The sequence below is a fragment of the Telmatobacter sp. DSM 110680 genome, assembly GCF_039994875.1.
GTDB lineage: Bacteria > Acidobacteriota > Terriglobia > Terriglobales > Acidobacteriaceae > Telmatobacter.
Genome location: NZ_CP121196.1, coordinates 4643295 through 4669888, shown reverse-complemented (window position 1 = coordinate 4669888; position 26594 = coordinate 4643295). Strand labels below are relative to the sequence as shown.

Below are 26594 nucleotides of genomic sequence, written 5' to 3'. Positions count from 1 at the left end.
CGAGGTGGTAGCCCGACCTTGAACAGGATTCAGCAATTACCCGGCAGCGTTCTCGTCCCATTGGAATACTTCTCCAAGGGGAACTTTAAAAACATTGGCTATCCGGAACGCGGCCTCCAGAGACGGCGAGTATTTTCCAGCTTCGATTGCGGCGATTGTCTGCCTGGTTACACCAATGCGTTGACCAAGATCGGCTTGCGACATTTCGCCGTTGTGGAAACGCAGTACGCGAATTCGGTTGGAGATTTTCCCTTCCATCACGCCTGCCTGCGATAGCTGATTACGGTAACGCTTAAGCGGGTAATTTCCGCGACAACGATCATGAAGATCGAAGCGTGAACAAGCGTCCACCCCTTGGACATAAAGGGCATGATGCATCCCACCTGGATCATGCCGAAGATCAGAACGTAATATGCGGAACTGAGCGAGCGGCGCTTGATAGCTTCATCCCTTTCGTCGAGCGGGGTGCGCGCTTCGTCAGGCGACTTGAGCCGGAACACAAGGTGTCCGACGCCCAAAATGATCAGCTCCGCGATGGTGATCGCCGCGTAGTAGCTCAGTTCGTGGAGATCAGGCAACGGCCTGGGCGGGTGCGAGTCCATCGCGACATAGACAAAGTATGGGCCAAACGTGACGATCATCGCGAAGAGCGACAACCAGGCTGTCTTTTCTCGATACGGCATCTTGATCCTCCCGAATCAACTTGCAGCAATAGTAAAAAATAGCAAACATTATGTCAAGTAAATTTAACATTAGGTTCTATAAACTATGCTCGCTGTTAGAAAACTCGTCCACAATTTTCTGAAATGAGGGAGGTTCGATGAAGTTGGTTTTTGTCAGGCAGACCGCGCTGGTTCCCTGAATAACTCGAAGCTGGCACCGCGGTTGGATTATTGTCCGGCTGCAGAAAACAGAGATGGGGAACGCAAAGCAGGACGCTCGCTAACGGGCAGACAGGGATTCACACACCGCCTGCCGCATCTAAACCGCCCGTCACGCGTGAAAATGCGTATGCGGACGCAGGTGGTGCGGGATGCGCGCCGCACCCGGCGGAGTTGAAAGCGCGCTGGCCAGAAATCCAGCCCCCGCCATCGCGATCACAAGCATCAGCGTTGGCAACACATAGATAAGAGTTTCCATGTGCGGGTCAAGCATGGCCGAAAGGGAGCCGTTTATCTTGTCTGCTGTAAGCCACGCCAGTGAAGCCACCACCCCGACGCCACCCATGATAAGCAGTGCGGAACCGATCGCAATCAAGATCCGACGCTTCATCGAGTTACCCCGAAAAGAGATGCCGCTTGCGGCACATCTCGCATCAACATCTCTGTTCCGCTAAGAATTATCAGCCTGACGGAAGGGGAGGGCAAGGGGCCGGATACCGGAACAGTTTCATCTCACAAATCAAAAAACACAAAAGCGGCACACATTTCCTGCGTCCAGACAGGGAACTAAAGGATCGCCCTTTTTTCAGTGATGCAACAACCTTCTGAAGGCGATATGCCGATGCTTTTGCGGAACAACTTCCTCTTTCGAGTCCCACACGCTAACCAGTACACCGAGCAAGATCGATATGCAAACGATCATGATCGCAAGCATGCCAAAGTTCGATTCTGCGCGTGATTGAAATTGGTCGGCAAGAGGTCCACTCACAAAGAGCCACGCACCTACGGATATCCCGATAATGAATGTGGCGGCAAAAAGGAGCACGATCCGATGTCTCATGGATCGACCTTCAAGGGAACGCCACTTGCACGTTCCGCATTGGCATCCCTTCCCAGCGTGGAACTTTAGCGCAGCAACGACCCACTTTCAGTGCGCCAGAACACACGAACAGAGTGCAATAACTGATACCTCAGCTACCAATGTTCCGGCTAAGAATTATGACTCCTGTAACGGGACCACGGGCGAGGAGGGCACATCAACAATGAGAGTTTGAATTGCGCTCGCAGCTCTCCTACCTTGATTTCGCAGGCTTTCCGATATTTAACTGCGCGACGAGCGTGGTTATCAGAAGAGTGGGAGCAACCAGCAGAATAGTCAGCGCGGTAGTGAGTGCCGGAATCTGCCTGCCGCCGGGCAAGGACAGGCTCTGGAAGAAGTTACCAATTGCTTCAAGACCAAGATCCGGAAAAAGTATAAGAACGGCTGCTGAGAGAACTGGAAAGACAAAGATGGCAACTCTGCAGGAGGGATTTGACAGGGAACGAAAAACGCTGGTTAGCCAATAGCAAAACCAGATGGTCAACAGGCAGGCGACTCCGAGAGGAACAGAATAGATCACGCGGTCTTTCGTGCAATTCGCAAATAGAATTGGGGGCCCCAGGTCTCACTTTGAGACCTGGGTGCTTGGTACATCAGACTATTTCTTGTCTGTCAGCGCTTCCACGCCGGGCAGCTTCTTGCCCTCAAGGAATTCCAGGCTGGCGCCGCCGCCGGTGGAGATATGCGTCACCTGGTCGGCATAGCCGGCCTTGTTGATGGCCGAGACCGAATCGCCGCCGCCGATGATGGAGATGGCAGCCTTGTTCATCGCCACTGCCTTGGCAATGGCGTTGGTACCCACCGCAAAGCGCGGAAACTCGAAGACGCCTGCGGGGCCGTTCCAAACGATGGTGCGGGCGGTCGAGACGACCTCCTCAATCGCAGCGACAGACTTCGGTCCGATATCGAGTCCTTGCCAGTCGGCAGGGAAGTCCTTCGAGGTATCCCACGGCTGCGTCTTGGCGTCGGGCGTGAAGCTGTCGGCAAGGATATTGTCGACCGGCAGCAACAGGTTGACGCCTTTGGCCTTCGCTTTTTCGAGCGCAGCCTTGGCCATATCGATCTTGTCTTCTTCGACCAGCGATTTGCCCGTGGTCACGCCGAGCGCGCGCTGGAATGTGTAGGCCATGCCGCCAACGATGACGAGGGTGTCGACCTTGTCGAGGAGGTTGTCGATGACGTCGATCTTGCCGGAGATCTTCGAACCGCCAATGATCGCGACGAATGGCTTCTCAGGTGCCTCGAGCGCCTTGCCGAGATAGGTGATCTCCTTCTCCATCAACAGACCGGCCACAGCAGGCTTGAGGAAATGCGTAATGCCTTCTGTCGACGCGTGAGCGCGGTGCGCCGAGCCAAACGCGTCGTTGCAGTAGACCTCCGCCAGCGAAGCCAGCGCCTTGGAAAAGGCCGGATCGTTCGCCTCTTCTTCCGCGTGGAAGCGCAGGTTTTCCAGTAGCAACACCTGGCGCGACTCAAGCTGACGTGCCATCTCTTCGGCGATCTCGCCTACGCAATCGGGCGCAAAGGCTACATTGATCGATTCGCCGATCTGCTTGTCGAGGAGTTCGCGAAGGCGGTCAACAATGGGTCGCAGCGAGTATTTCGGATTCGGCTTGCCCTTGGGGCGGCCAAGATGGGAAGCGAGAATGACCTTGGCGTGACGGCGCAGCGCGTATTCAATCGTGGGCAGCGTGGCCACAATGCGGGTGTCGTCGGTGATGGTCGACCCATCTTCAGAGAGCGGCACGTTGAAGTCGACGCGGATGAAGACGCGCTTATTTTTGAGTTCGATGTCGCGGATGGAGAGCTTGGCCATGATGGATTCCTTAATAACAGTTGGCAGTGGTCAGTTGTCAGTGATCAGTTCAACTTAGTGGGCTTGTCCGGCCAAGTTGGCGAGATGAGCTCAGCTCCGCTGTTCTGAAAAGCTGAATTCACTCGGATCGGATATCACAGCGTCCATTTCGATTTCTACGCGCCAGTTCGGGTTGAGCAAGGCGGCGACCACGAGCATGGTGGCGGCAGGTCGGATGTTGCCGAAGAACTCGCCGTGGACGCGTCCCACAGCTTCCCAGTCTTCTACGTGGGTGAGATACATGCGGGTGCGGACGACATCATCAAAGGACGCGCCGGCTTCATTGAGAGCCTTTTCAGCGATGGCGAAGATGCGCCGCGTCTGTCCTGCGGCGTCTTCGTTATCTGCGCCGACAGGCCCGGTTCCGGCTACATGAACGGTATTTCCAACACGAACAGCACGCGAGAACCCGATGATGGGCTCGAAGGGGGATCCGCCGCTGATGTTTTTTCGCATATCAGTGGTCAGTGTTCAGTGATCAGTGATCAGGGCCATGACGAAAGTCCGTTCTGACCACTGATCACTGTCATCTGATCGCTGCTTTAGAGGCCCTTTTTAACCAGGAAACCGACGAGGTCAACTACGCGGTTGGAATAACCCCACTCGTTGTCGTACCAGCTCAGCACCTTGACGCTGTTGCCGATGACCTTGGTCAACGGAGCGTCGACGATGGAAGACAGCGGGTTGCCCTTGAAGTCGGAGCTGACCAACTGGTTCTCGTCATAACCAAGAATGCCCTTGAGTTCGCCTTCGCTGGCTGCCTTCAAAGCGGCGTTAACAGCCTTGACGTCGGTCGTTTTCTCGCTGATGAAGGTGAGATCAACGATGGAGACGTTAGGGGTCGGGACGCGCAGGGAGAAGCCGTCGAGCTTACCCGAGGTTTCCGGGATAACCAGCTTGAGAGCCTTGGCGGCGCCGGTCGAGCTGGGAATCATGCTCAGGGCTGCAGCACGGGCACGACGCAGGTCCTTGTGCGGGAAGTCGAGGATGACCTGGTCGTTGGTGTAGCTGTGAATCGTGGTCATGATGCCGCTGACGATGCCACAGTGAGCGATCAGAACCTTGACAACCGGTGCCAGGCAGTTGGTGGTGCAGCTGGCATTGGAGATCACGTTGTGCTTGGCCGCGTCGTACTTGTCTTCGTTGACGCCGAGAACAAGGGTGATGTCTTCGTTGGTCGCGGGAGCGGAGATGATGACTTTCTTGACGGTCGTGCCCAGGTGCGCCTTGGCTTTGGTGGCGTCGGTGAAGTGGCCGGTAGATTCGATGACGATCTGTGCGCCTACATCTGCCCAGGGCAGCTTGGCGGGGTCGCGCTCGGCCCAGACCTTGATCTTCTTGCCGTCGACTGAAATGAAGTCGTCCCCTGAGGTGACGTCGTTCTTCAGATTTCCGAGAACCGAGTCGTACTTGAGCAGATGGGCGAGAGTTGCCGGGCTGGTCAAGTCGTTAACGGCAACAAAATCGATCTCGGGATTGCCCAGGGCGGCGCGCAAAACGTTGCGGCCAATTCGGCCGAAGCCGTTGATGCCAACCTTAACTGCCATTGCGTATTCTCCTTCGTATTAGGTAGATCTTCTTAAAATTGTTGAGTGAAGTCATGCGGCGGGTACAGGACGCGCAACAGGCAATTCCACCAAACTCATAAGGCTAACATTGTTGTCAACGAGAACCAAATGAACGCTTGGTAAACCGATATCCCGTACCAAAATGCGCTCTACGCTAGTTTGTATGTTCGGGTACAGGACTGTATGTGACGCGTTTCACATCATTTGCAGCGGCTCCGGTCAGTGTGGTATCCCGGTAGTGTAGGTGTAGAAAGCGGAATGAGAAGACGTTCCCGACGTAGCGTAAATAATTCAGAATCCACAGGCAAAATAGGCCAGGAACTCCCATCGAATCAACCGCGCCCGCTGGTGCCGCTTTATCCGGACGAGACATTGCCAGGAGAGAGGCGGTCAGCGCGTACGCCCGAAGCCGCTCCTGAGATCCGTGCTCAAAGGCCTCCGGCAGTACCTCAGGAGGTTCGTGCACAGCGGCCGCCAAGCCAGCCAAAACGGGCTCCTGCGCCAGATCGTCCGGCCAGACCAGAACGCCCGCAAAGGCAGGAGTGGGATGAGCCCGCCAATTCCGGTCGTCTGGAAATGGAAACGCAGCCTGATACGCCATCGGCTCCTTCGGTGGAAGCGCAGGCCATCGAACGCTCCCCACAGGCGCCCAAAGGCTACGTAGTGTTGGCCATCGGGTTACCGGGATCCGGCAAGACAACCTGGTTCCGCCGCCGCGGCGTGACCCCGCTTTCCAGCGACCTGCTGCGCAACATCCTCTTCGACGATGTGGAGGAGCAGAAGTTCCAGGGGCTGGTATTTTCGACTCTGCGCTCGCTGCTGCGTGCGCGCCTCATCGCCAAGATGCCGTGGAACTACGTCGATGCGACGAACTTGTCGGTGCACGAACGGCGCCAGTGGATCAAGATGGCCAAAAGCTTTGGCTATGAGACGCAGGCGGTCTTCTTCGATGTGCCGCTTGATGTTTGTCTTGATCGCAACCGCCAGCGCGACCGGTCGGTAAGCGAAGACATCATGCGGAAAATGGCAGAGAAGTTGAAGGCCCCGCTTTTCGAAGAGGGCTTCGCGAAAATCACCGTGGTCAGGGTAAAGAGCGCCGGATAAACAAGCAGCAAAACCATTGATCTTGGATGACCCCGACGAGGATTGGTACATCCAAAATTTTGGAAGAGGCGTCATGATCGTCGAGCAATCGATAATCGGGCGCCTTTTCACAACTGCGATCGACGAACTAGAATTTGTCGACCGCGGTACGTTGGAGGCTTCCCCATGAGCACCCCTGCAACCGTTCCCTACATTGAGCCTTGGCTGCGCGGCACATATGCCGATATCCCCGCCGTCGGCCGTGCCGTCCTCCACGCTTTCGACCTCGCCCTCGACGACATCACCAAATGGACAGAAGGCCTGACCAATCTCGAAATCCATGCGCAACCACTTGGACTGTCACCCGTCTCATTTCACCTCAAGCACATTGCGCGATCCATTGACCGCCTTTTGACCTACGCTGAGGGTGGCCAGATCTCGCCCGCTCAGCTCACACTTTTGAAGACAGAGCAAACCGGCTGCGAAACGCTTGCCGAATTGCTCGCGGAGGTCGAGACTGCATTCAGCAATGCGTCGGATCGCGTGCGCGTGCTGGCGACGGCGGACTTCAACATTTTTCGTGGTGTAGGCCGCAAGCAACTGCCGACATCGATTGGCGGTGCACTCGTCCACGTGGCCGATCACACCCAGCGTCACGTTGGACAGGTCGTTACCACGTCGAAGGTGATCAAAGCACTGCGGTCCTAGCGATCCCGAGCGAGGCCACTCTGATTGCCGCCCGGCTACTTTGCCTAAAGATGATGCAACCAGATTAGATGTTGCCGCTCTTCAAGAGCCACCAGGATCAGCGTAACGACAGACAGCACAATTTGTAGCCGCTCGGAGCGCAGCTTGCCAGGCTTCAGCGGTGTCTGCCGCCACTGCGCCGCGGGAAGTTTGCGCAGTCGCCGAATCTGCCACAACACCACTAGGTTGATCACCGATCCCAGCACCGCCAGTACGATCATGGGCACCCTGATCCAGCTGTTGTGGTAACTGTCGATCATTGCCGTGGTGCTTGAGGCCAGTGCCAGGGAACCGATGCCGATTCCAACGCGCAGGCCATTCATCGCCGCAAAAAACGTGCAGATATTTTGCAGCACTGCAAATGCCAGGCTGGTCCATGCGATCGCATTGCGCGTATGCCGTGGACCATCTGCGACACGCTGCGCGGGTGGAACAGCTTTCGGGATAGATGAACTCGACATCGACTTGATCAATCTAAATAACCTGTGACGTTCTTCGCAATTACAAAGAAGTATTGCTTTTGATAGCGCCACCGACAAGCCCTGATTTGCGGCAGCGGGAGGGCGAGACTAGAATCCTCCCAACTTTAAAATTCATCAGAGGTTCTCATGCAAGACGCGCAACCTCGCTTCGTGCCCTTGGCTGCCAAGACTATTGCGTGCCACTCCATTACCTACATGATCGTGGGCGCACTCGCCTACCACTTTCTACACTATGCGGACTTCATCAACAATCCATGTTCGGGGATGCGGCCTACTACAAGTCTCTGGCTGATTCTTGGAGTGCCTCTGCAGGTGTTTCGCGGGGTGCTGTTCGCTTCAGTATTCTATTTTTTCCGCGAGCAATTGTTCGGGCGCAAGTACGGCTGGCTAATGATGGCCTGGCTGCTGGTTGGCATCGGCATACTGGGGACGTTTGCGGCACCGGCAGGGTCGCTCGAAGGATTCATCTACACCACGACGCCGTTTTGGATGCAAGTGCGCGGTTATCTGGAGATTGTGACGCAGGCACTGCTGCTCGCAGCGTTGCTCTGTTACTGGGTCAATCATCCTGGAAAGAAATGGCTCAATTGGGGACTGGGAGTTGTGTATTTAGTCTGTGCAGGGCTCCCCATGTTGGCCCTGATTGCGCCGAAAGGATAGAAGGCCGCGAACTATTCTTTTACCTTTTCAGTTCCACGGCGATCACGCGAAGCTCAGCGTTGCCGACATTTTCAAGTGTGTGCGGCGGCAGCGGTGCTGACCAAAGCGCCGTCCCCGGCAGAACCGCGGACATTATGCGACTGTCAAGAATCACCATGCCATTGCCATCGCGCCGCACAAAGTCGCTCCAGCTAAGAACATAAAGTGTTCCCGCCCAGCAGTGCGTATGCAGCGCAGTCGTCTCCCCCGGCCCGATGCGGGTGTCGAGTACGCGCACCGACTCATTCTCGAAAAGGAGCTTATGGTGTTGCGGTGCGGCGACCAGCGCGTCCAATGTGTCGGAATCCATCTTTTGTTTCATTGCTCCAATCACTTTGACCACGGTGGCGTGACGCCCGTCATGCGCGCATAGGCCACCAGTTGCCCCATGTGCTCGTTGGCATGCACGATGATGCGAAGGTACATGCCGTCGACGGTCGCGTTGTGGCTCCCAACATTCACCCTCAGCGCCATGTGTTTGGAGTCTTCCGCCAGATGCGCCTGCTTCACTGCATCTAGTGAGCGCTTCAGCCATGCGATAACTTCCGGCTTCGAAGTGACGTTTTTTTCAACGTCCTGATTCAGGTCCGGAGGCATTTTGGGCCCTGTAATGTGCAGCAGCCAAAAGTTCGCCATCGCAACATGCATGTAAATTTCGCCGATGGAGCGCAAAGTCGCGGCTGGCCTCCAAGCGAACTTTTCGGCAGGAGTAGCCTCGGCCAGCGCGATCAATTGATTGGAAACGTGCCGCCACTCGCCGACATATCCCTGCCACAGCCCGTCGAGCGGATCCTGCGCATGAGCCTTCATTACCGGGGTCTCCTTTGCCGCACAACTGTGCGAATCCAAGCTTACGCAATCGGCTGCGTTTCCAGCTATCAGGATTTCTGACTCCGGAGCGGTACACTGCTGACCTGTGACCTTCTCCCGCAGGGACCAAGCAACCGGCGACATCGCAGCCTTACGGGCCTTTGCGCCCACGCTCATCCTGCTTGTCATCGCTCTGCTTATCAATTACGTCGATCGCGGCAATCTAGCCCTCGCTGCACCTTTGCTGAAGATCGAGTGGGGTATGAGCGCATCGCAGCTTGGCATCCTGCTCTCAGCGTTTTTCTGGACATACACCGCGCTGCAGTTTGTGATGGGCCTGTTCGTCGATCGCTGGGGCGCCAACCGGATGATGGCGCTCGGATTCCTTGCGTGGTCGATGGCAACCGTTCTGACCGGCGCCGCCATGGGATTCATAACTCTTCTCGCCATGCGGCTCGTGCTCGGCGTCGGGGAGTCGGTGATGTTCCCGGCCAGTTCCAAGATCCTCGCGCAGCATCTTCCCGAACACGCTCGCGGGTTCGCCAATGGCTTGATGAATGCCGCCATGCGCTGGGGTTCTGCCATCGGCACCTTCGGCGGAGGCCTACTGATGGCGCGTTACGGCTGGCGCTCCACATTCGTTGCCATCGGTCTGGCCAGCCTTCTGTGGTTACCTGCCTGGTCACGTTGGAAAGCCCCGGCGACTCCAGTAGCAAAGCACGCCGACGCCGGCATGGGAACCTTCTCTGCGATACTACGGCAGCGGAATTTCTGGGGTGCGGCCTCTGGCCATTTCTGCGCCAACTATCTGGTCTACTTCCTTATGAGTTGGCTGCCGTACTACCTCGTTCACGAGCGTCACCTTTCGATGTCCGCGATGTCGGTCGCCGCCGGTGCATTGTGGGTGGTCGATTCGCTCACCTCGATCGCTACCGGAACCCTTACCGACTTCTGCATCCGCTGCGGGGCCACTCCAACGTTCGCGCGCAAGTGTGCAATGGCTCTTGGGTTTTCGCTTGCCGCCGTCTCGCTCGTAGGGTGTGCGTTCGCCAGCGAGCGCACGTATCTCGCCTGCCTCATCGCGTGCGCCATCGGTTCCGGCGCAGCCAATGCCGGAACCTTCGCCTTTGCGCAGACGCTGGCAGGCCCGCACGCCGCCGGCCGCTGGGTGGGTCTGCAAAACGGCATCGCCAACATGGCAGGAGTCCTTGGCCCTGCGCTCACCGGCGTTCTCGTTGACTGGACCGGCCACTTCGCAGTCGCCTTCGCGGTGGCTGCAGTCTTCACGCTGGGCGGCGCATTTGCGTGGTGCCTCGGCGTCGATAAACTTCAAGTGACTGATTTCGGATCATCGAAGTAGGGTCAGACCTTCAGTCCAATGCAAAAGCCCTGCAGGTGCGTTCGACCTCAGGGTCACGCACAAGCAGGGCTAAAGCTGAAGCCAGGAGCTAGCGGCTTGAAACTATCTTGTCTTCGACACTTCCTCGACCGTCACCGGATCCAGGAACGGCATGCTCGCGCGTAACTGCTTGCCCACGATCTCGATCGGGTGCTTGGCTTCGGCTTCGCGGAACGCCATGAACTCTTTGCGCCCGGAATTCTGATCGGCGAGGAACCGCTTGGCAAATTCTCCGTTCTGAATTTCGGTGAGGATGGCCTTCATCGCCTTCTTGCTCTCATCGTTGATCACCCGCGGTCCGCTGACATAATCGCCCCACTCCGCTGTGTCTGAAATGGAATAGCGCATGTACGCCAGGCCGCCGCGATAAATCAAATCGACGATCAGCTTGAGTTCATGCAGCACTTCGAAATAGGCGCTCTCCGGCTGATATCCGGCATCCACCAGCGTCTCGTATCCTGCCTTGATCAGCGCGCTCACGCCGCCGCACAGCACTGCCTGTTCGCCAAAAAGATCCGTCTCGGTCTCTTCTTTGAACGTCGTCTCCAACACCCCGGCGCGCGTGCAGCCAATGCCCTTGAGATAGCTGAGATTCAGCGCGTGCGCCTTGCCCGTCGCGTCCTGGTGGATCGCGATCAGTCCTGGAACGCCGCCGCCTTCGGTGAATACTTCGCGCACGCGATGCCCCGGAGCCTTTGGCGCTGCCATGCCTACGTCGATGCCGGCAGCCGGAGAAATCGTCTTGAAATGGATGTTGAAGCCATGCGCAAACAGCAGCATCTTGCCGGCGCTCAGATTTGGCGCGATCTCCTCGTTGTAGAGCTTGGCAGCGGTCTGGTCCGGCACCAGCACCATCACCACGTCAGCCCACTTGGTGACTTCAGGCACTGTGCCCACTTCAAGCCCCGCCTTCTGCGCCTTGGCGATGGACTTCGAGTTCGCAGCGAGCCCCACCCTTACCTCGACGCCGGAATCTTTGAGGTTGAGAGCATGCGCGTGCCCCTGAGAGCCGTAGCCGATAATTGCTACCTTCTTCGCTTGGATCAGGGAAAGGTCGGCGTCGTGATCGTAATAAGTCTTAGCCATAGTGATCTTGAATCTTCCTTTGCTTGCGGGTTGTGAGATTTTGTTGCGAGCGTATTGTTACGCCCTTACGAATGTGGTTGTGCTGCGGCGGGTGCGTTCACGTAGCTGGCACTCGCGCAACTCATCGGCGAGCGTTTCCAGTCGAGGCACGCCATAAATCGAAAAATTTTCAAGCTCGGCATCGGAAGAGAAAATGTGCAGCGACGACATCCCAAGAATCCGGCTGCCAAGCGGCTTACGCAATTCAAAATGATCAATGCGAAACAGTTCCAGCGACTCCTGCACCTTTGACAGAATCCCGCGCTCCAGCTTGATTCGCTGCGTGGTGATCCTGTAAAACACGCGCCGGCTCTTCATGTAATACACCAGGCAAATCACCAGGCACGCGACAACAAAGAACAAGCCGAGGTAAAGAATGTACTGGTTGTTTTGCTCGATATATCCCTTGGCCATGGCGTAACCGACAGCAGCAGTAATCGCGGCGACGATTAGAAACGGCATCAATTGCCCTACCGTGTAGATCAGTGCCGGGTGGCCGACGAACAGGTCGTGCTCCGCTTCTACTTCCTTGGCGGCGGCGTAGTTGGCAAGGTCGGTGTTGCAGAATCGGCACTTGATGGCTGCGGCCTTGATGGTCTCTCCGCAAACCGGGCAGGCTTTGCTATCTGGGTCCATGATTTTTCATCCTTCCAGGTGAGAATACCAATCCAGGGTCACCGTGGGCTCAAGCGGCCAATCTTGCTGACAGCCTATGCCGGCTCGACGTCGGCGTTTGCTTCGGCCGCATCTTCCGTAACGTCCTCTTGCAGGGAACTCTCGTCTGGCGCCTTGCCCATAGCCTTCAACACGCTCGACGTATGATGACCGCGGCGCATCGTCATCTTCCCGCTCCGGCAGATTTCGAGGATTCGGCCATCGTCCTCGCGCAGAACTTCGATCAGGCCCTCGATCTTGCTTTCGACGCCCGTCATCTCGATCATCAGCGACTCGGAAGTCAGATCGACGATGCGCGCCCGGAACACCTCTACCAGGTCGAAAATCTGCGCGCGATTCCGCGGAGTAGCCGCCACTTTGATCAGCGCAAGCTCGCGCGTCACATTGGGCGCCTTGGCAATATCGTCCACATCCACTATGTTTTCCAGCTTGAACAAGCTGGCGCGAATGCGATGCCCAGCCACTTCTGACGCCTCGCAAACCAGCGTCAACCGCGACAGCCCTTCGCGTTCGCTTCGACCCACAGTGAGTGAACTGATATTGATGTTTAACCGCCGAAACAGCGAAGCCACGCGTGTCAACACGCCCGGCAAATCTTCAACGTAAGCCACAAATGTATGCAACATAAAAATGCCTCTAGCTTCTAGCTGCTAACTCCTAGCTCTTCTTTGGCTGGTCTCACTTCGTCGTTACCTGGTGCGATCTATCGCGCGGCACGAAGAAGCTAATAGCTGAAAGCTAGGAGTGAGTAGCTGTCTTATTCGTCGTCTGCCGATTCAACCAGCGGGTTCTTGCCGGGGCGTCGAATCATCTCGTGCAATGCATTCCCCGCGGGAATCATCGGGTACACCGAGTCTTCTTTCTCAACCATGAAGTTTAGGAGGAACGCACCCGGAGCCTTGCGCGCTTCATTCACAGCTTCAGCGACCTCGGCTCGTGTAGTCACAGCGCGTCCCGCGATCCCGTGAGCATCGGCCAGCTTTACAAAATCGGGGCTCACTAGCGGCGTCGATTCGTAGTTGCTCTCGTAAAAGAACTCCTGCCACTGACGAACCATGCCGAGGTATCCGTTATTGATGATGGCGATGTTGATCTTTAGCTTCTCCTGCACGATGGTCGACAACTCTGCCGCTGTCATCTGGAATCCACCATCGCCCGCAATCACCCACACTTCCTTGTCGGGGCATGCCATCTTCGCACCAATCGCGGCGGGCAGAGCAAAGCCCATCGTACCCAGTCCGCCTGAAGTCACCAGCGATCGCGGCGTTTCATGGTGGAAATACTGCGCCTCCCACATCTGGTGCTGGCCTACATCGGTCGCGACGATTGCATCGCCGCCGGTGATGCGCCACAAATCGTGCATCACGTGCGCCGCATACAGGTGACCGGAATCCGGAAGGTTCTTGATATCGTGTACCGAGACCGCTCCCTTGCTCGATTCAATCGTCTTGAGCCATGCCGATCCGTCGCGCCCGGCAATTCGCGGAAGCAACTCTTCAAGCACCTCGCGCAAGTCGCCAATCAACCCAACGTCGACCTTTACGTTCTTGTTGACTTCTGCAGGATCGACCTCGATGTGAATCTTCTTTGCCTTTAACGCATATGTGCTTGGAGTGCCGGTTACACGGTCGTCAAAGCGCATGCCGCACGCAATCAGCAGATCGGCTTCCTGAATCGCGGTGTTCACCCACGACTCACCATGCATCCCCATCATGCCCATGTTCAGCGCATGCGAGGCGGGGAAGGAGCCGAGACCAAGCAGCGTAAGCGCAACCGGAATCTGTGCACGCTCGGCCAGAGTACGAACCTGCTCCATCGCGCCCGACTCTGAAATTCCGTGCCCCGCAAGAATCACTGGCCGCTTCGCATTCTTGATCAGCTCTGCCGCATGTTTCAGCCCACTCTCATCCACGTGCAACATGGGGTGCGGACGATAAGCGCGAGGCTTGGCAGCTTCAAAATCAAAGATTGCCGTCCCTTGCTGTGCATCTTTCGTGATATCGACCAGCACCGGCCCCGGACGTCCGCTCACCGCGATTTGAAACGCATAGCGAATCGCGTGCGCGATATCCTCGGTCTTGTTGACGAGAAAATTATGCTTCGTCACCGGCAGGGTAATGCCCGTTATGTCTACTTCTTGAAAGGCGTCCGTTCCCAGCACCTTGCTCGAAACATTTCCGGTGATACACACCATAGGAATCGAATCGAGCATGGCTGTCGCAATGCCGGTTACCAAGTTCGTAGCGCCCGGACCGCTGGTGGCCATGGCCACGCCTACCTTGCCTGAAGCGCGCGAATAGCCGTCAGCCATGTGCGCCGCGCCCTGCTCGTGGCGGACGAGGACGTGATGAATGGGAAACTTCCGCAGCGCGTCGTAGACCGGCAGAATCGCTCCACCCGGATACCCAAAGACCGTGGTCACGCCCTCACCTACCAGCGTCGCCCAAACAATCTCTGCGCCCGTCAAGCGCGTAGGCGTAGTCAAGTGGCTCTCAGCGGATTTAGCGTTTGCGTTGCGTCCCATGTTGTTCTCCTTGGTAGCTTCCAGCTTTTGTCTGATCACTGTTCACTGACCACTATGTACTGCTTCTACGTCGTCGCCCCAAGCGATGCGGAATTCACGCGATCGACGTACTTGCGGAATACCCCGGCCGGCCACCGCAGCGCTGGCGGCTTGAAATCCTTCAGCCGCTTCGCCATCTCCTCCGCGCTGATCTCCACATCCAGCGTGCGCTTCTTGATATCGAAGGAAATGATGTCACCCTCACGCACCGCCGCGATCGGCCCGCCGACAAATGCTTCAGGCGCTACATGTCCCGCCGTGAATCCTCGCGTTGCTCCACTGAATCGTCCGTCGGTAAGCAGCGCAACTGTGTGGCTGAGTTCTGGATGTCCGCTAACCGCTGCCGTTACCTGCAACATCTCGCGCATTCCCGGACCGCCCTTCGGCCCTTCATAACGAATCACCAGCACGTCGCCGGGCTTGATCTTGTCGCCCTGCACCGCGGCGAAGCATGCTTCTTCGGAATCAAATACCCGCGCTGGCCCACGGTGCTCATAACGATCGGCAGCCGCAATCTTCATCACGCAGCCTTCGGGAGCGAGATTGCCTTTTAGAATCACCAGCCCGCCGGTTGGCTTGATGGGCTGCTCGAAGGTCTTGATGACTACCTGTCCCGGAGTCTCCTCGGCAAGCGCCGCTTCCTCAGCCAGCGTGCGCCCGCTGATCGTGAGCGTCGAACCATCCGCATGCCCCGCATCGATCATGCGCTTCGCCAGCAGTCGCGATCCGCCCGCAGCCTGGTAATCTTTTGCGACATATTTGCCTGCAGGAGTAAGGTCGCAGATAAACGGCGTCTTCTTCGAAATCGCATCAAAGTCATCGATCGAAAGCTCAATGCCCATCTCGCGCGAAATCGCCAACAAGTGCAGAACGGCGTTCGTCGATCCACCGCTTGCCGCTACGCTCGCAATCGTGTTTTCAATGGCCTTCTTCGTGATGATTTGCGAAGGCCGCCGATTTGCGCGCACAGCTTCCATCAGCATCCGCCCAGCCTCGCGCGTTGCTGCGTGCTTATCCTTATCGGTGGCAGGAACGCCCGAAAGTTGCATCGGCGAAATCCCCAGCATTTCCCCGCTCATCGCCATCGTGTTGGCAGTGAACTGGCCGCCGCATGCGCCCGCGCCAGGGCATGCATTCGCTTCGAGCGCTTCCAGTCCAGCTTCGTCAATCTTTCCGGCGGCGTACGCACCGATGCCTTCAAACACATTCTGAATCGTGATGTCGATCCCGTTCAGTTTGCCCGGCGCAATGGACCCGCCATACAGCATCATCCCCGGAATATCCAGCCGGCACAGCGCCATGATGATGCCCGGCATGTTCTTGTCGCACCCGCCGATGCCCACCAGCCCGTCAAACAAATTTCCACGCGCAACCAGTTCGATGGAGTCGGCGATCACCTCGCGCGATACCAGCGAGGCCTTCATCCCCTGCGTGCCCATGGTGATGCCGTCGGAGATGGTGATGGTGTTGAACTCCATCGGCGTCCCGCCCGCCTCGCGAATGCCTTCCTTCAGCGCCTCGGCCACTTCGCGTAGATGCACATTGCATGTGCCGATCTCGGTCCACGTATTCGCAATACCGATAATCGGCTTGTGAAGATCGTCTTTCGCAAATCCAGACCCGCGTAAATAAGAACGCGCCGCCGCGCGGCTCGGGCCCTCAGTCAACGGAATACTCTGTCGCTTACCTTCGATGGTCATTCGCTCTCTTATTTGGCCTTCAGCCATTCAGCTTTGTCGTGTTGTGTTTCGTAGGAATCAAGCTCTGCCGCATGGCGCAACGTCAAACCAATATCGTCTAGCCCTTCCATCAGGCAGAACTTGCGGAACGGATCAACCTCGAATGAAGCCTTGAACCCGCGATCGTCCGTGACTGTCTGCTCTTCCAGCGAAACCGTCAATTTGTAGTTGGGAATTTCCTTTGCATTCCGCAGAAGCGTCGCAACTTCCTCCTCGCTCAGCCGCGCCAGTACAATCCCATTCTTCCCGGCATTCGAAAAAAAGATATCGGCAAAGGTCGGCGCAATCACCACGCGAAATCCAAAATCACTCAGCGCCCAGGCAGCGTGCTCGCGACTCGATCCGCAGGCAAAGTTCTTCCCGGCAATCAGAATCTGCGCGCCCTTGTAGCGCGGATCATTGAGCGAAAAATTGGGATCCGGATCGCCCGACGCAGTCCGCCGCCAATCGAAGAACAGAAAATCGCCATACCCCGTGCGCTCAATGCGCTTTAAAAACTGCTTGGGAATAATCTGGTCGGTATCGACATTCGTGCGGTCGAGCGGCGCAGCCAATGCTGTCAGTGTCTTGAACGGTTCCATCAGGCCTTGACCTCCTCGCGTGCTGATTCATGAACAGGCCAGTTGCGAATATCCACGAAGTGTCCTGCGATCGCCGCTGCTGCCGCCATCTCCGGCGATACCAGGTGCGTGCGGCCTCCGCGCCCTTGCCGCCCCTCGAAGTTGCGGTTGCTTGTTGACGCGCAGCGCTCTCCCGGCGAAAGAATGTCAGGGTTCATGCCCAGGCACATCGAGCAGCCCGGCTCGCGCCAATCAAAGCCCGCATCCTTGAATATCTGATCGAGACCTTCCTGTTCAGCCTGCGCCTTCACCTGTTGCGAACCCGGCACCACCATCGCGCTCACATGGGTCGACACCTTGTGTCCCAACGCGATCTTTGCTGCCGCGCGCAAATCTTCGATGCGCGAATTTGTGCACGATCCGATGAATACGCGATCGATTTCAACTTCAGCCAACGGAGTGCCCGGCTTCAACGCCATGTACTCAAGCGCCCGTTCCAGCCCTTTCCGTTCCTGCTCATCTTTCGTCGCCGCAGGATCCGGAACCGAGGCCGTAATCGGCGCCACCATGCCCGGACTCGTTCCCCAGCTCACATACGGAACAAGCGTTGCCGCATCGATCACCAGTTCGCGATCGAACTTCGCACCGGGATCACTGGGCAACTTGCTCCACTCGCTAACAGCGGTCTTCCACGCTTCTCCCTTGGGGCTGAACCTGCGGCCCTCGAGATACGCGAATGTCGTCTCGTCCGGAGCGATCATGCCCGCGCGCGCACCGGCTTCGATACTCATGTTGCAGATGGTCATGCGCCCTTCCATCGAGAGCGCCCGAATCGCCGAGCCCGCATATTCGACCACACAGCCAGTCGCGCCGTCCGTCCCGATCTTGCCGATGATGGCGAGAATAATGTCCTTGGCTGTCACACCCTGCGGCAACTTGCCTTCGACTGAAATCCGAAACGTCTTTGGCTTCGATTGCGGTAGTGTTTGCGTCGCCAGCACATGCTCCACTTCGCTCGTGCCGATGCCGAATGCCAGCGCGCCAAATGCGCCGTGCGTCGATGTATGCGAGTCACCGCACACAATCGTCATCCCCGGTTTGGTAATACCTAGTTCCGGTCCGATCACGTGCACGATGCCTTGTTCGCGGCTGTTCACGTCGTAGAGCTCAACGCCGAAGTCTGCACAGTTTTTGCGTAGCGCGTCAATCTGCGTCGCAGCAATCTGGTCCACGATATGTAGCCTGCCTTCAACGGTCGTCGGCACGTTGTGATCCACAGTTGCAATGCAGCGGTCCGGCCGCCGCACCTTGCGTCCAGCAAGACGAAGCCCTTCAAACGCCTGCGGAGAAGTGACCTCGTGCAGCAATTGCAGATCGATGTAGATCAGCGTGGGCTCGCCCTTTGGCTCCACCACTACGTGCTGCTCCCAGACCTTCTCGAATAATGTTTTTGGTGCGGTAATCATTAAAAACAACTCCTGGTTTTCAGCCGCCAGCTATGTCCTGCTGGTTGATATTTCTGCGACTCCGATTCGGAATCAATTCTTTTCGTGTTAATCCGTGCTGATCTCGCTGCCGCGAACAGGCTCTTAGCTAGCGGCTGGCAGCTAGCAGCTGACTCTTCACCGTCTCGCGGACTTTCGCGCCCATCTCCTTCGTTGACAGCACCGGAAGTCCCTGCGAATTTCCACGCGCCAAATCCGGCGTGCGGAAGCCCTGCTCCAGCACCTTGCGGACGGCCGATTCAATCGCCGCAGCCTCCGCTTCAAGTGCACCCGAATGCCGCAGAATCAACGCGCCCGTCAAAATCGCTCCCAGCGGATTCGCCAATCCCTTGCCCGCGATATCCGGCGCCGAACCATGCACCGGTTCATACAAATTCACCTTGCCGCCGATTGTCGCTGAGGGCAGCATGCCGAGCGATCCCGTGATTACAGCCGACTCATCGCTGAGAATGTCACCGAATAGATTCTCCGTAAGAACAACGTCATAGTTGCGTGGCTGGTTCATCAGGTGCATCGACATCGCATCAACGTATTGATGTTCCACCGTCACTGCCGGAAACTCCGCAGCAACTTCATTCACCGTTGCGCGCCATAGCTGTGAAACTTCCAGCACGTTGGCCTTGTCCACGCTGGTCAGCTTCTTGCGCCGCTTCATCGCCAGTTCAAACGCGATCCGCGACACTCGCGCCACTTCTTCGCGTGTATAGCGCATGGTGTTCCACGCTTCGCCCTTCGCCTTGTTCCACTCGCGCGGAGCGCCGAAATATAGGCCGCCCAGCAGTTCGCGGACAAATAAGATATCTGCGCCGTCAATAATCTCCGGGCGCAGCGGGCTGTTCACCGCCAGTTCCTTGAATGCGAATGCCGGCCGCAGATTCGCAAATCCCCCCAGCGCCGCACGCAGTTGCAGCAGTCCAGCCTCAGGCCGCTTATCCGGAGGAAGGGAATTGAATTCATTGCCACCCACTGCGCCCAGCAGCACGGCATCGCTCGCCAGCGCGGCATCAAGAGTGTCCTTGGGCAGCGGCGATCCATCCTTCACAATCGCCACACCGCCAATGCGCTTTGCCGTGATTTCGAGCTTGTGGCCACCGATCTCCGCAACCTCGTGCAGCACAGAGACAGCTTCGTTCGTGACCTCGGGGCCGATGCCGTCTCCGGCAGTGACAAGAATTTTCAGCTTCATCGCAATCCAGTCGTCAGTCGTCAGTTGTAGGTAAAAAATTAATCGAGTTCCGCCACTACCGGCTCCTGCTTCCGGTCGCGAATCGGATCCGGTAGGATGCCGATCAAATCCTGGTCATAGATATTCTTTTTGCGATCGGCCAGGGCCGCAAAGCGGTAGTAGGTCTGCTGCAACTCCTCGCGCGAAAGCGTATAGCCCAATTGCTCCAGCCGATGCCGCAGCGCCGCGCGCCCCGAGTGCTTGCCCAGCACCAGGCTGGTCCGCGACACACCGACCAATGAAGGCGTCATGATCTCGTAGCACAACGGATTGGCTAGCATGCCGTGCTGATGAATGCCCGACTCATGCGCGAATGCATTCGCGCCCACAATCGCCTTGTTGGGCGACGGCCTGAAGGTAATGATTTGACCCAGCACTTGGCTCGTAGGATAAAGCTGATCGAGCTTGATGTTCGTAGTCACGCCGTAACGCTCGCTGCGCACATGCAGGGCCGCGGCTAGCTCCTCAAGCGACGCATTACCTGCGCGTTCGCCGATGCCGTTGATGGTGCACTCAACCTGCCGCGCTCCTGCAGTGATCGCAGCCAGCGAATTCGCCGCCGCAAGTCCCAGATCGTCGTGGCAGTGCGAAGAGAGAATGATGCCTTCCGCGTCCACCGCTGGAATGCGCTCGCGCACCTCGCGGAACATTTGCCCGTACTCTTCCGGCGTTGTGTAACCCACCGTATCCGGCATGTTGATCGTCGTGGCACCGGCTTCGATGGCCACGCGCACAATCTCAACCAGAAAGTCACGATCCGAACGCGTCGCATCTTCCGGTGAAAACTCCACGTCCTCCACAAAAGTTCGCGCCAGGCGGACTGATTCCGCTGCTTGATCGAGGGCCTGCTGGCGGCTCATCTTCAGTTTGTACTCGAGGTGCAGATCGCTTGAGGCGAGGAAGACATGAATACGTGAGCGCTCCGCAAACTGCAGCGCGCGCGCGGCCATTTCGATGTCCTCAGTCTTTGCGCGGGCGAGGGAAGCGATACGCGGCTTGCGAACTGCCTGCGTAATCGTCGCAATCGCGGCAAAATCGCCTTCCGACGCCATCGCGAATCCAGCTTCGATGATGTCGACGCCCAGGTCCTCGAGGGCGTGCGCCATGGTCAGTTTCTCCTGCGTGGTCATGCTGCAACCAGGCGACTGCTCGCCATCGCGCAGAGTGGTATCGAAGAATGCAACGTGATTTGGATTGTTCATCATGGTTCACGCCTGCCGGGGAAGAGTTTCCTAACTTTCTTATTTTCTCGCATCCAGTGGCTATAACGCAAAGTTATTCTTTTTGGGGAACCTATTACAATTGCTTATGCAGAGCCGCTAGTCTCCAGCTTCTAGCTCCTGGTCGAACGCTGGCAGCTAGAGGCTAGGAGCTAGCAGCTAACATGGACCTCTCTCAACTCGAAACATTTCTTGCCGTTGCCGAAGAGCGCAGCTTCTCCCGAGCCGCCGTCCGCCTCCACCGCACGCAGCCAGCCATCAGCCAGGTCATCCGCAAGCTTGAGGCATCGCTTGGTGAAACCCTCTTTGACCGCGCCGCTCGTGATGGATCGCTCACTGCTTCTGGCGAGCTGCTGCGGGACTACGCACAACGCCTGCTAGCGCTACGCCGCGAAGCTACCAGTGCGCTCGGCGAGTTGAAGAGCCTGGAACGCGGGCGTCTGCAGCTGGCTGCAAACGAATACACCTGTATGTACCTGCTTCCGGCCATTGACCAGTTCCGCCGCCGCTTTCCCGATATTGGCATCTCAGTCCACCGCATGCTGGCCAGCCGCATCGCTGAGGAACTGAGCCTGCGAACGTTCGAGATCGGAGTGACGTCGTTCAAGCTCGACCCAGAAAAATTTCGTACAGTCGCTGTCTATAACGACAGCCTGGCCTTTATCGTTAGCCCCCGTCACCGGCTCGCCAAGGCCTCCAGGGTTTCCATCAACGACCTCGGCAAGGAGAACTTCATCGCCCACAATGTCACATCGCCCCTGCGCCGAAAGGTGATTGAGGCTTTTCAGCGTTACCGTACTCCGTTGAATATGGGAATCGATCTGCCCACCATCGAAGCCATCAAGCGATTCGTCGCCATGGGCAACGGGGTAGCCCTGGTCCCTCACCTGACCATCGCCCACGAGCTCGAAGCGGGCGAACTGGTGCGTGTGACCGTCGACGAGCTTGAATTCAAACGTGTGCTCCGCCTCGTGCACCGCCGTCAGGCGACTCTTTCCTACACGGCCCTTGCGTTTTTGCAAACCGTGCGCGAGCTAGCCCAGAAGCACGGGCCCCCATACTACTACCACGTAGAACGCGCTGGATGACAAAAACAGGGAGTAGGGGAGTAGGGATTAGGGAATAACAGAACCGCCTTCCAGGATTCGAGATCTTCCGAATAAAAGTAGACTCGGATGAAGCACCGCTGCCCCTCTTTATCGACTTGAAGTCCTGCCATCCCGAGGGACCGAAGGAAGGACGGGGATCTGCGTTTGCTTTTTACTCCCTACTCCCTATTCCCTGTCCCCAATCGATTCCCATTCTTCATGCGCCGCGTCTATTGACTTAGATCATTCCGATTCAGCGGTTCAGCCTGCAACCCGTTCAGGCCATTTACAATGCTGAGAGCGGGGTGCGGAACAAATCCGGCGCCGTAATCAACAAGCTGGTTGCCAGCCGGACGGTTGAGCAGTCGCGAGGTTCAAGACCGAATGAAGAAGATCGCCCTTATTGCCTTTCTGCTGGCCGTGTGCGTAGCAGCGGGCCGCGCTCAGGAGAGCCGGCAGGATATCAGCATCAGTGGATCGGCTCTCGTCGAGCCTTTTATTGCATCCTCCACCGATGTTCAAGTGCATTCCAACGCCGCGTACGGCGCATTGCTAAGTTATCGGTTCATGCTTACACCAAGCAGCGCGCTTGAGGCCAATTATGGAATCACTTACCAGAACAAGATCAACTACTACGTGAACCCCAATCACTACCAGGTCAACACCCGCACCCAGGAGATTTCGGCAGCCTACGTACGCAGCTTCACCTTCAAAAAGTTCAATCCGTTTCTTGAAGCGGGTCCGGGCGCGTTCATCTTTCTCCCCATCCGGAATTCTGGTACCACCAGCCTTGACGTGAAGCAGCAGACTGCGATCGGCGGACTGTACGGCGGAGGCATAGCGTACGAGATCAGCCCCAGTTTCGATATCCGCGCCGAGTTTCGCGGGTTCGTCACCAAGGTGCCTACGTTTGGCGTTAGCCAATTCAGCACCAACAAGTGGTACAACATCTACTACCCGACACTGGGTGTGGCATACCACTTCTAAAGATCAGGGACCGGCGGAATAGGGTCCAGTTAGTAAGCCCGACCCGCATGTTCGAGATCTCAGCAAAAAGGGGGTGGCCAAAGCCATCCCCTTTTGCTTCGTAAGTAAGACTGACTTTCTAGTCCCTATTTCCCGGTCCCTACGTCCCTCGTTCTCTTTTTCCCCGCCTCCACATACCTGCCCAGCTCTTTCACCATCGCGCAGTGCGGCTTCAGCGCGTCTGTAGCACGTGAGGCCTCGTCGGCTGATTGCAACTGGCAGTCCACATAGAAGACATACTCCCAGGGCTTTCCCTGCACGGGTCGTGACTCGATCTTGGTCAGATTTGTGCCCAACGCTGAAAGTTCGTTTAGTGCTGCCACTAGCGATCCAGGCCGATTCTCAACAGAAAATGCAAGGCTGGTCTTGTTCGCATTGCCGTCGAATCGCGCATCCCTGGCACGCCGCACCAGAAAGAATCGAGTGTAGTTTTCCGGATTGTCTTCAATCCCTGCCTGCAGAATCTGCGCTCCGTAGTAGCGAGCTGCAGCCTCGCTGGCGATAGCCGCTGCGTGCCGGTCGCGTAGTTCTACCAGTTGTTTTACGCTGCCGGCCGTATCGTAAAAAGCGAACGATTCCATCCGCGGATGCTCGGCAAGGAATTTCCTGCATTGCGCCAGCGCCACCGGATGAGAAAATACGCGATCGATATCCTCAATTGTCGACGAGATTCCGATCAGATTGTGGCGAATGCGTAGCTGCGCTTCCCGCACCACTTTCACATCGTGTTGCAGCAGCAGATCGAAGTGTTCCAGCACCGATCCCGCGAGGCTGTTCTCAATTGGAATGACTGCGCCTTCTACCGATCCGCTGGCAAGCGCATTGAAAACGTCAGATGAAACGGAACAAGGCACAATCACGGAGTCCGGCAGCATGGCGATCGTTGCTTCGTGGCTGAACGAGCCATGTTCCCCCTGGATGGCAATCTTCATTCCTGTCTCTGCTTCTCCTGTGGAGGTATGGATTGTAGTTGTAGCGGCGGGCGGCTGAGCAGACTGCTTTCTCGAACCATACCACAGCGCTACTGCCGCTTTCTGGCTCCGCTCATTTTCCATGGCCCGCTATCTCCGCAGCCACACGTCGGCGGCTACAAAAACCAGAAAGACCATCGCGATGACGCCGTTCATGGTGAAAAAAGCAGCGTTCAAGCGCCGCATATCCCCGGGCGAAACAATCGAGTGCTCATAAGCCAGCAGCAGTCCGGCCGCCGCCACGCCCAGCCATCCCGCGATGCCGAAGCTGAACAAATATCCAAACCATACCAGCAGCGTCAGCATGATCAGATGCATCGCGCGCGCCACCCAGAAGGCGGCCGTAACACCTAGCGCCTGCGGAATACTGTGCAGTCCGGCTTCGCGATCGTGTTCAAAATCCTGGCATGCGTAGAGAACATCAAATCCGCCCACCCACAGCATCACTGCCGCAGTCAGAACCACAATGCGAGGATCGAGACTGCCCCGCACCGCGATCCACGCCGCCGAGGGGGCGAGCCCCAAGGCCAATCCCAGCACCAGGTGCGACCAGCGCGTCACCCGCTTCATGTAGCTGTATCCCAGCAATACCACCAGGACGAAAGGTGCCAGGTAAAGCGTTAGCCGGTTCAGTTCTGCTGAGGCGATCACAAATCCGAGCCCCATCAGTACCGTGAACCCGAGCACAAATCCTCGAGAAAGCTGGCCCGCCGGAATCGCGCGCATACGCGTTCTCGGATTAGCTGCGTCAAGGTCTGCGTCCGCCCAGCGATTGAAGGCCATCGCACACGAGCGAGCCGTGACCATCGCGACCAATATCCACCCCAGCGTCCGCCAGCCGGGCGCTCCGTGACTCGCCAGCAACACCGAAGTCAACGTAAAAGGTAACGCAAAGATCGAGTGCTCCCACTTGATCATCTCCAGCGTTGTACGGGTTTTAGCGGCCAGCCCCATCGTGTGCAGCTCCATTATTTAGTGTAATTGGAGGTGCACGCGGGATGGCCGGGCAAAGAAGCTCGAAGGCTTCTCAGCGCACCTTGATGCAGCTGACAACGCAATCTTGTGTGGAGAGAAAAGAGTCCCTACGCTTCCGCGTCCTCGATCGTACTGACCAGCGGCAGCACCGTGTCGACCTTCGTTACCTTGAAGAGATCCATCACCCGGCTGTTTGCGCCGGCGACGACAAGCTTTGCGCCCTTCGTCTGGCAGCGAACGTAATGATTCATCACCAGCCCCATCCCTGCGGAATCCATGTAGGGGACTGCCGTAAGGTCGATCACCGTCAGCGGCGGAGGCGCCGTCCCGCGCAACTCTGCCTGCAACTCGAACAAGTTGCGCAACGTGAGCGGTCCTGAAAGGCAGAACACCCGTGTACCGGGATTTCTGCCCTCTTTACGGTCGATGGTCAAGGGTCCGTCGTTCAACATAGCGATTCAAGTGTAAGGAAGGGAAGGGCCTGAATGATTACAGTTCTGTAAATGTCGCACGCTGGCCAATCGCCCGTCCAGTAAAAACGTGCGCCAACTCATGGTGAGAATTCAAAGGCATTCAGGGTAGAGAAAAGGGCCCGGACAGCCTCACGCGCCCGGGCCCATCAATTCTAAAACCGAAATACTGCTGGTGGCCGACTTGCTATTGTTACGGCTTCTCGTTCTCGTTTTCCTTGCCGGCAACCTGCAGATAGTTTTTCACGCTGAATATGCCAGGAACGGCGTTGGCTCGAAGGTAAGCCGTGTCTTTGTCAGCCTTCGAATCGACCACCCCGTACAACTCAACATGGCCGTTTTGAACAGAGATACGAATCGGCTTTGCCGGGTCGCTGGCATACCGGTTCAAACTCGGATAACCGTAGATGGCACGCGCCACGGCCATCCTTGTTTGGTCGTCCATGATCGATGTGGGATCGACCTCGATCTCATCTGAAACATCTTTCACACCGGGATAGGTCGACACCAGGGCGACAGCGGAGTCCTTGTCCACGTCAGAGTACGCGTGGCCTCCGAGCGTTACCATTCCATTCTCGACATTGACCGTAATTGCATTGAACGGCGTGGTCCCGTAGCCAACGCGATCGTACGCCAGCTTCTCGGCCAGCTTGGTTTTTAACTCGTTGTCCTCAACATTGGGCCCGGACACCTGGATCTCATTCCGCACCGCCGTTACGCCCTTGACCTTGCGGACCCGGTTTGCGGCATCCTTCTTGTACTCGTAAAGGCTCACCGTACCGCTCAGCGTGGCGATCCCATTTTCGACCGTGACCTTTACGTCCTTGAACTGCGATTTTTTAAGCTTTGCCTGCGCATCGCCCGAACTGTCCTGCCCCATAGCCGCGCCAAAACCTGTCGCCGCATATGAGACCTGGGGGATGCCTGCAACACTGAGGGCGAGAGCAGCCGCGATTCCTGCGGTGGCTAAGATATTTTTCGTCGTCTTCATAATCCTTACTCCTTCATTCTTTCTTTAATTCGTGTTTTTGCACCCGTGGGTAAATCC

At 57.1% G+C, this 26594-nt stretch carries 30 protein-coding genes; 6 read left to right on the top strand and 24 right to left on the bottom strand.

The genetic code is table 11. From position 1 onward, the window contains the following. Positions 1-36: 36 nt before the first annotated feature. The 8 genes from P8935_RS19275 to P8935_RS19240 all read right to left on the bottom strand — a co-directional run bounded on the left by P8935_RS19275 (position 37) and on the right by P8935_RS19240 (position 5785). Entirely contained in the window at positions 37-258 is a 222-nt protein-coding gene (locus P8935_RS19275) for a helix-turn-helix transcriptional regulator (RefSeq protein WP_348261933.1), read from the bottom strand. Next, the gene (locus P8935_RS19270) at positions 258-683 is read right to left on the bottom strand and encodes a hypothetical protein (protein ID WP_348261932.1); all 426 of its coding nucleotides are present in this window, start codon (positions 681-683) and stop codon (positions 258-260) included. The genes P8935_RS19275 and P8935_RS19270 overlap by 1 nt, the downstream gene beginning before the upstream one ends. Before the next feature lie 310 nt (positions 684-993). Then, positions 994-1272, bottom strand: a complete 279-nt coding sequence (locus P8935_RS19265) for a hypothetical protein (RefSeq protein ID WP_348261931.1) — start codon at positions 1270-1272, stop codon at positions 994-996. A gap of 195 nt (positions 1273-1467) precedes the next feature. Next, positions 1468-1722, bottom strand: a complete 255-nt coding sequence (locus tag P8935_RS19260; RefSeq protein WP_348261930.1) for a hypothetical protein — start codon at positions 1720-1722, stop codon at positions 1468-1470. A 637-nt stretch (positions 1723-2359) separates the two neighbouring features. Continuing rightward, positions 2360-3577, bottom strand: a complete 1218-nt coding sequence (locus P8935_RS19255) for a phosphoglycerate kinase (RefSeq protein WP_348261929.1) — start codon at positions 3575-3577, stop codon at positions 2360-2362. Positions 3578-3667: 90 nt separating this feature from the next. Then, positions 3668-4072, bottom strand: coding sequence for a RidA family protein (locus tag P8935_RS19250; RefSeq protein WP_348261928.1), 405 nt, complete (start codon positions 4070-4072; stop codon positions 3668-3670). A gap of 86 nt (positions 4073-4158) precedes the next feature. After that, positions 4159-5163, bottom strand: coding sequence for a type I glyceraldehyde-3-phosphate dehydrogenase (gene gap, locus P8935_RS19245; protein ID WP_348261927.1), 1005 nt, complete (start codon positions 5161-5163; stop codon positions 4159-4161). Between the two features lie 175 nt (positions 5164-5338). After that, positions 5339-5785, bottom strand: coding sequence for a hypothetical protein (locus P8935_RS19240; RefSeq protein WP_348261926.1), 447 nt, complete (start codon positions 5783-5785; stop codon positions 5339-5341). Here P8935_RS19240 and P8935_RS19235 point away from each other — a divergent pair. Then, complete coding sequence (locus tag P8935_RS19235; protein WP_348261925.1) at positions 5761-6288, top strand: AAA family ATPase; 528 nt, start codon at positions 5761-5763, stop codon at positions 6286-6288. The genes P8935_RS19240 and P8935_RS19235 overlap by 25 nt on opposite strands. A 165-nt stretch (positions 6289-6453) precedes the next feature. Next, positions 6454-6975, top strand: a complete 522-nt coding sequence (locus tag P8935_RS19230) for a DinB family protein (RefSeq protein WP_348261924.1) — start codon at positions 6454-6456, stop codon at positions 6973-6975. A gap of 44 nt (positions 6976-7019) precedes the next feature. Here P8935_RS19230 and P8935_RS19225 read toward each other — a convergent pair whose 3' ends face one another. Continuing rightward, positions 7020-7475 carry a hypothetical protein gene (locus P8935_RS19225; protein ID WP_348261923.1) on the bottom strand — a complete coding sequence of 152 codons (456 nt, stop codon included), beginning with the start codon at positions 7473-7475 and terminating at the stop codon, positions 7020-7022. Between the two features lie 147 nt (positions 7476-7622). Here P8935_RS19225 and P8935_RS19220 point away from each other — a divergent pair, with 147 nt between their 5' ends. Continuing rightward, positions 7623-8156 (top strand): hypothetical protein, encoded by a 534-nt coding sequence (locus P8935_RS19220; RefSeq protein ID WP_348261922.1) that lies wholly within the window; start codon positions 7623-7625, stop codon positions 8154-8156. A gap of 19 nt (positions 8157-8175) precedes the next feature. Here the strand turns inward: P8935_RS19220 and P8935_RS19215 are convergent, their stop codons facing one another. Together P8935_RS19215 and P8935_RS19210 are read right to left on the bottom strand one after the other, a co-directional pair. Further along, a complete protein-coding gene (locus P8935_RS19215) occupies positions 8176-8517 on the bottom strand; it encodes a hypothetical protein (protein ID WP_348261921.1) in 342 nt (113 codons plus the stop codon). An 8-nt stretch (positions 8518-8525) separates the two neighbouring features. Then, complete coding sequence (locus P8935_RS19210) at positions 8526-9005, bottom strand: DinB family protein (RefSeq protein ID WP_348261920.1); 480 nt, start codon at positions 9003-9005, stop codon at positions 8526-8528. Positions 9006-9111: 106 nt separating this feature from the next. Here P8935_RS19210 and P8935_RS19205 point away from each other — a divergent pair, with 106 nt between their 5' ends. Continuing rightward, a complete protein-coding gene (locus P8935_RS19205; protein WP_348261919.1) occupies positions 9112-10365 on the top strand; it encodes an MFS transporter in 1254 nt (417 codons plus the stop codon). A 102-nt stretch (positions 10366-10467) separates the two neighbouring features. Here P8935_RS19205 and ilvC read toward each other — a convergent pair whose 3' ends face one another. The 9 genes from ilvC to P8935_RS19160 form a co-directional block, all read right to left on the bottom strand. Beyond that, positions 10468-11490 carry a ketol-acid reductoisomerase gene (ilvC, locus tag P8935_RS19200; RefSeq protein ID WP_348261918.1) on the bottom strand — a complete coding sequence of 341 codons (1023 nt, stop codon included), beginning with the start codon at positions 11488-11490 and terminating at the stop codon, positions 10468-10470. 57 nt (positions 11491-11547) lie between these two features. Further along, positions 11548-12165: a PH domain-containing protein gene (locus tag P8935_RS19195; protein ID WP_348261917.1), complete on the bottom strand. Its 618-nt coding sequence runs from the start codon at positions 12163-12165 to the stop codon at positions 11548-11550. Between the two features lie 74 nt (positions 12166-12239). Continuing rightward, a complete protein-coding gene (gene ilvN, locus P8935_RS19190; protein ID WP_348261916.1) occupies positions 12240-12830 on the bottom strand; it encodes an acetolactate synthase small subunit in 591 nt (196 codons plus the stop codon). A 131-nt stretch (positions 12831-12961) separates the two neighbouring features. Beyond that, positions 12962-14728 (bottom strand): biosynthetic-type acetolactate synthase large subunit, encoded by a 1767-nt coding sequence (gene ilvB, locus P8935_RS19185; protein ID WP_348261915.1) that lies wholly within the window; start codon positions 14726-14728, stop codon positions 12962-12964. Positions 14729-14793: 65 nt separating this feature from the next. Beyond that, the gene (gene ilvD, locus P8935_RS19180; RefSeq protein WP_348261914.1) at positions 14794-16467 is read right to left on the bottom strand and encodes a dihydroxy-acid dehydratase; all 1674 of its coding nucleotides are present in this window, start codon (positions 16465-16467) and stop codon (positions 14794-14796) included. Positions 16468-16475: 8 nt separating this feature from the next. After that, positions 16476-17087, bottom strand: coding sequence for a 3-isopropylmalate dehydratase small subunit (leuD, locus tag P8935_RS19175; RefSeq protein ID WP_348261913.1), 612 nt, complete (start codon positions 17085-17087; stop codon positions 16476-16478). Further along, complete coding sequence (gene leuC / locus P8935_RS19170) at positions 17087-18532, bottom strand: 3-isopropylmalate dehydratase large subunit (protein WP_348261912.1); 1446 nt, start codon at positions 18530-18532, stop codon at positions 17087-17089. The genes leuD and leuC overlap by 1 nt, the downstream gene beginning before the upstream one ends. 127 nt (positions 18533-18659) lie before the next feature. Next, positions 18660-19757 carry a 3-isopropylmalate dehydrogenase gene (gene leuB, locus P8935_RS19165; protein WP_348261911.1) on the bottom strand — a complete coding sequence of 366 codons (1098 nt, stop codon included), beginning with the start codon at positions 19755-19757 and terminating at the stop codon, positions 18660-18662. A gap of 38 nt (positions 19758-19795) precedes the next feature. Then, the gene (locus tag P8935_RS19160) at positions 19796-20998 is read right to left on the bottom strand and encodes a 2-isopropylmalate synthase (RefSeq protein ID WP_348265355.1); all 1203 of its coding nucleotides are present in this window, start codon (positions 20996-20998) and stop codon (positions 19796-19798) included. A 182-nt stretch (positions 20999-21180) separates the two neighbouring features. Between P8935_RS19160 and P8935_RS19155 the strand changes: the two genes are divergently transcribed. Continuing rightward, on the top strand, positions 21181-22104 hold the full coding sequence (locus P8935_RS19155) for a LysR substrate-binding domain-containing protein (RefSeq protein WP_348261910.1): 924 nt from the start codon (positions 21181-21183) through the stop codon (positions 22102-22104). Positions 22105-22488: 384 nt separating this feature from the next. Then, positions 22489-23091, top strand: a complete 603-nt coding sequence (locus tag P8935_RS19150) for an outer membrane beta-barrel protein (protein WP_348261909.1) — start codon at positions 22489-22491, stop codon at positions 23089-23091. Between the two features lie 125 nt (positions 23092-23216). On the opposite strand, the gene pheA is transcribed toward P8935_RS19150, so the two are convergent. From pheA to P8935_RS19130, 4 genes are all read right to left on the bottom strand, one after another. Further along, on the bottom strand, positions 23217-24062 hold the full coding sequence (gene pheA / locus P8935_RS19145) for a prephenate dehydratase (protein ID WP_348261908.1): 846 nt from the start codon (positions 24060-24062) through the stop codon (positions 23217-23219). A gap of 129 nt (positions 24063-24191) precedes the next feature. Further along, positions 24192-25055 (bottom strand): UbiA-like polyprenyltransferase, encoded by an 864-nt coding sequence (locus P8935_RS19140; protein WP_348261907.1) that lies wholly within the window; start codon positions 25053-25055, stop codon positions 24192-24194. 128 nt (positions 25056-25183) lie between these two features. Then, on the bottom strand, positions 25184-25528 hold the full coding sequence (locus tag P8935_RS19135) for an STAS domain-containing protein (protein WP_348261906.1): 345 nt from the start codon (positions 25526-25528) through the stop codon (positions 25184-25186). A gap of 211 nt (positions 25529-25739) precedes the next feature. Beyond that, positions 25740-26537, bottom strand: a complete 798-nt coding sequence (locus P8935_RS19130) for a BON domain-containing protein (RefSeq protein ID WP_348261905.1) — start codon at positions 26535-26537, stop codon at positions 25740-25742. Positions 26538-26594: the final 57 nt, after the last annotated feature.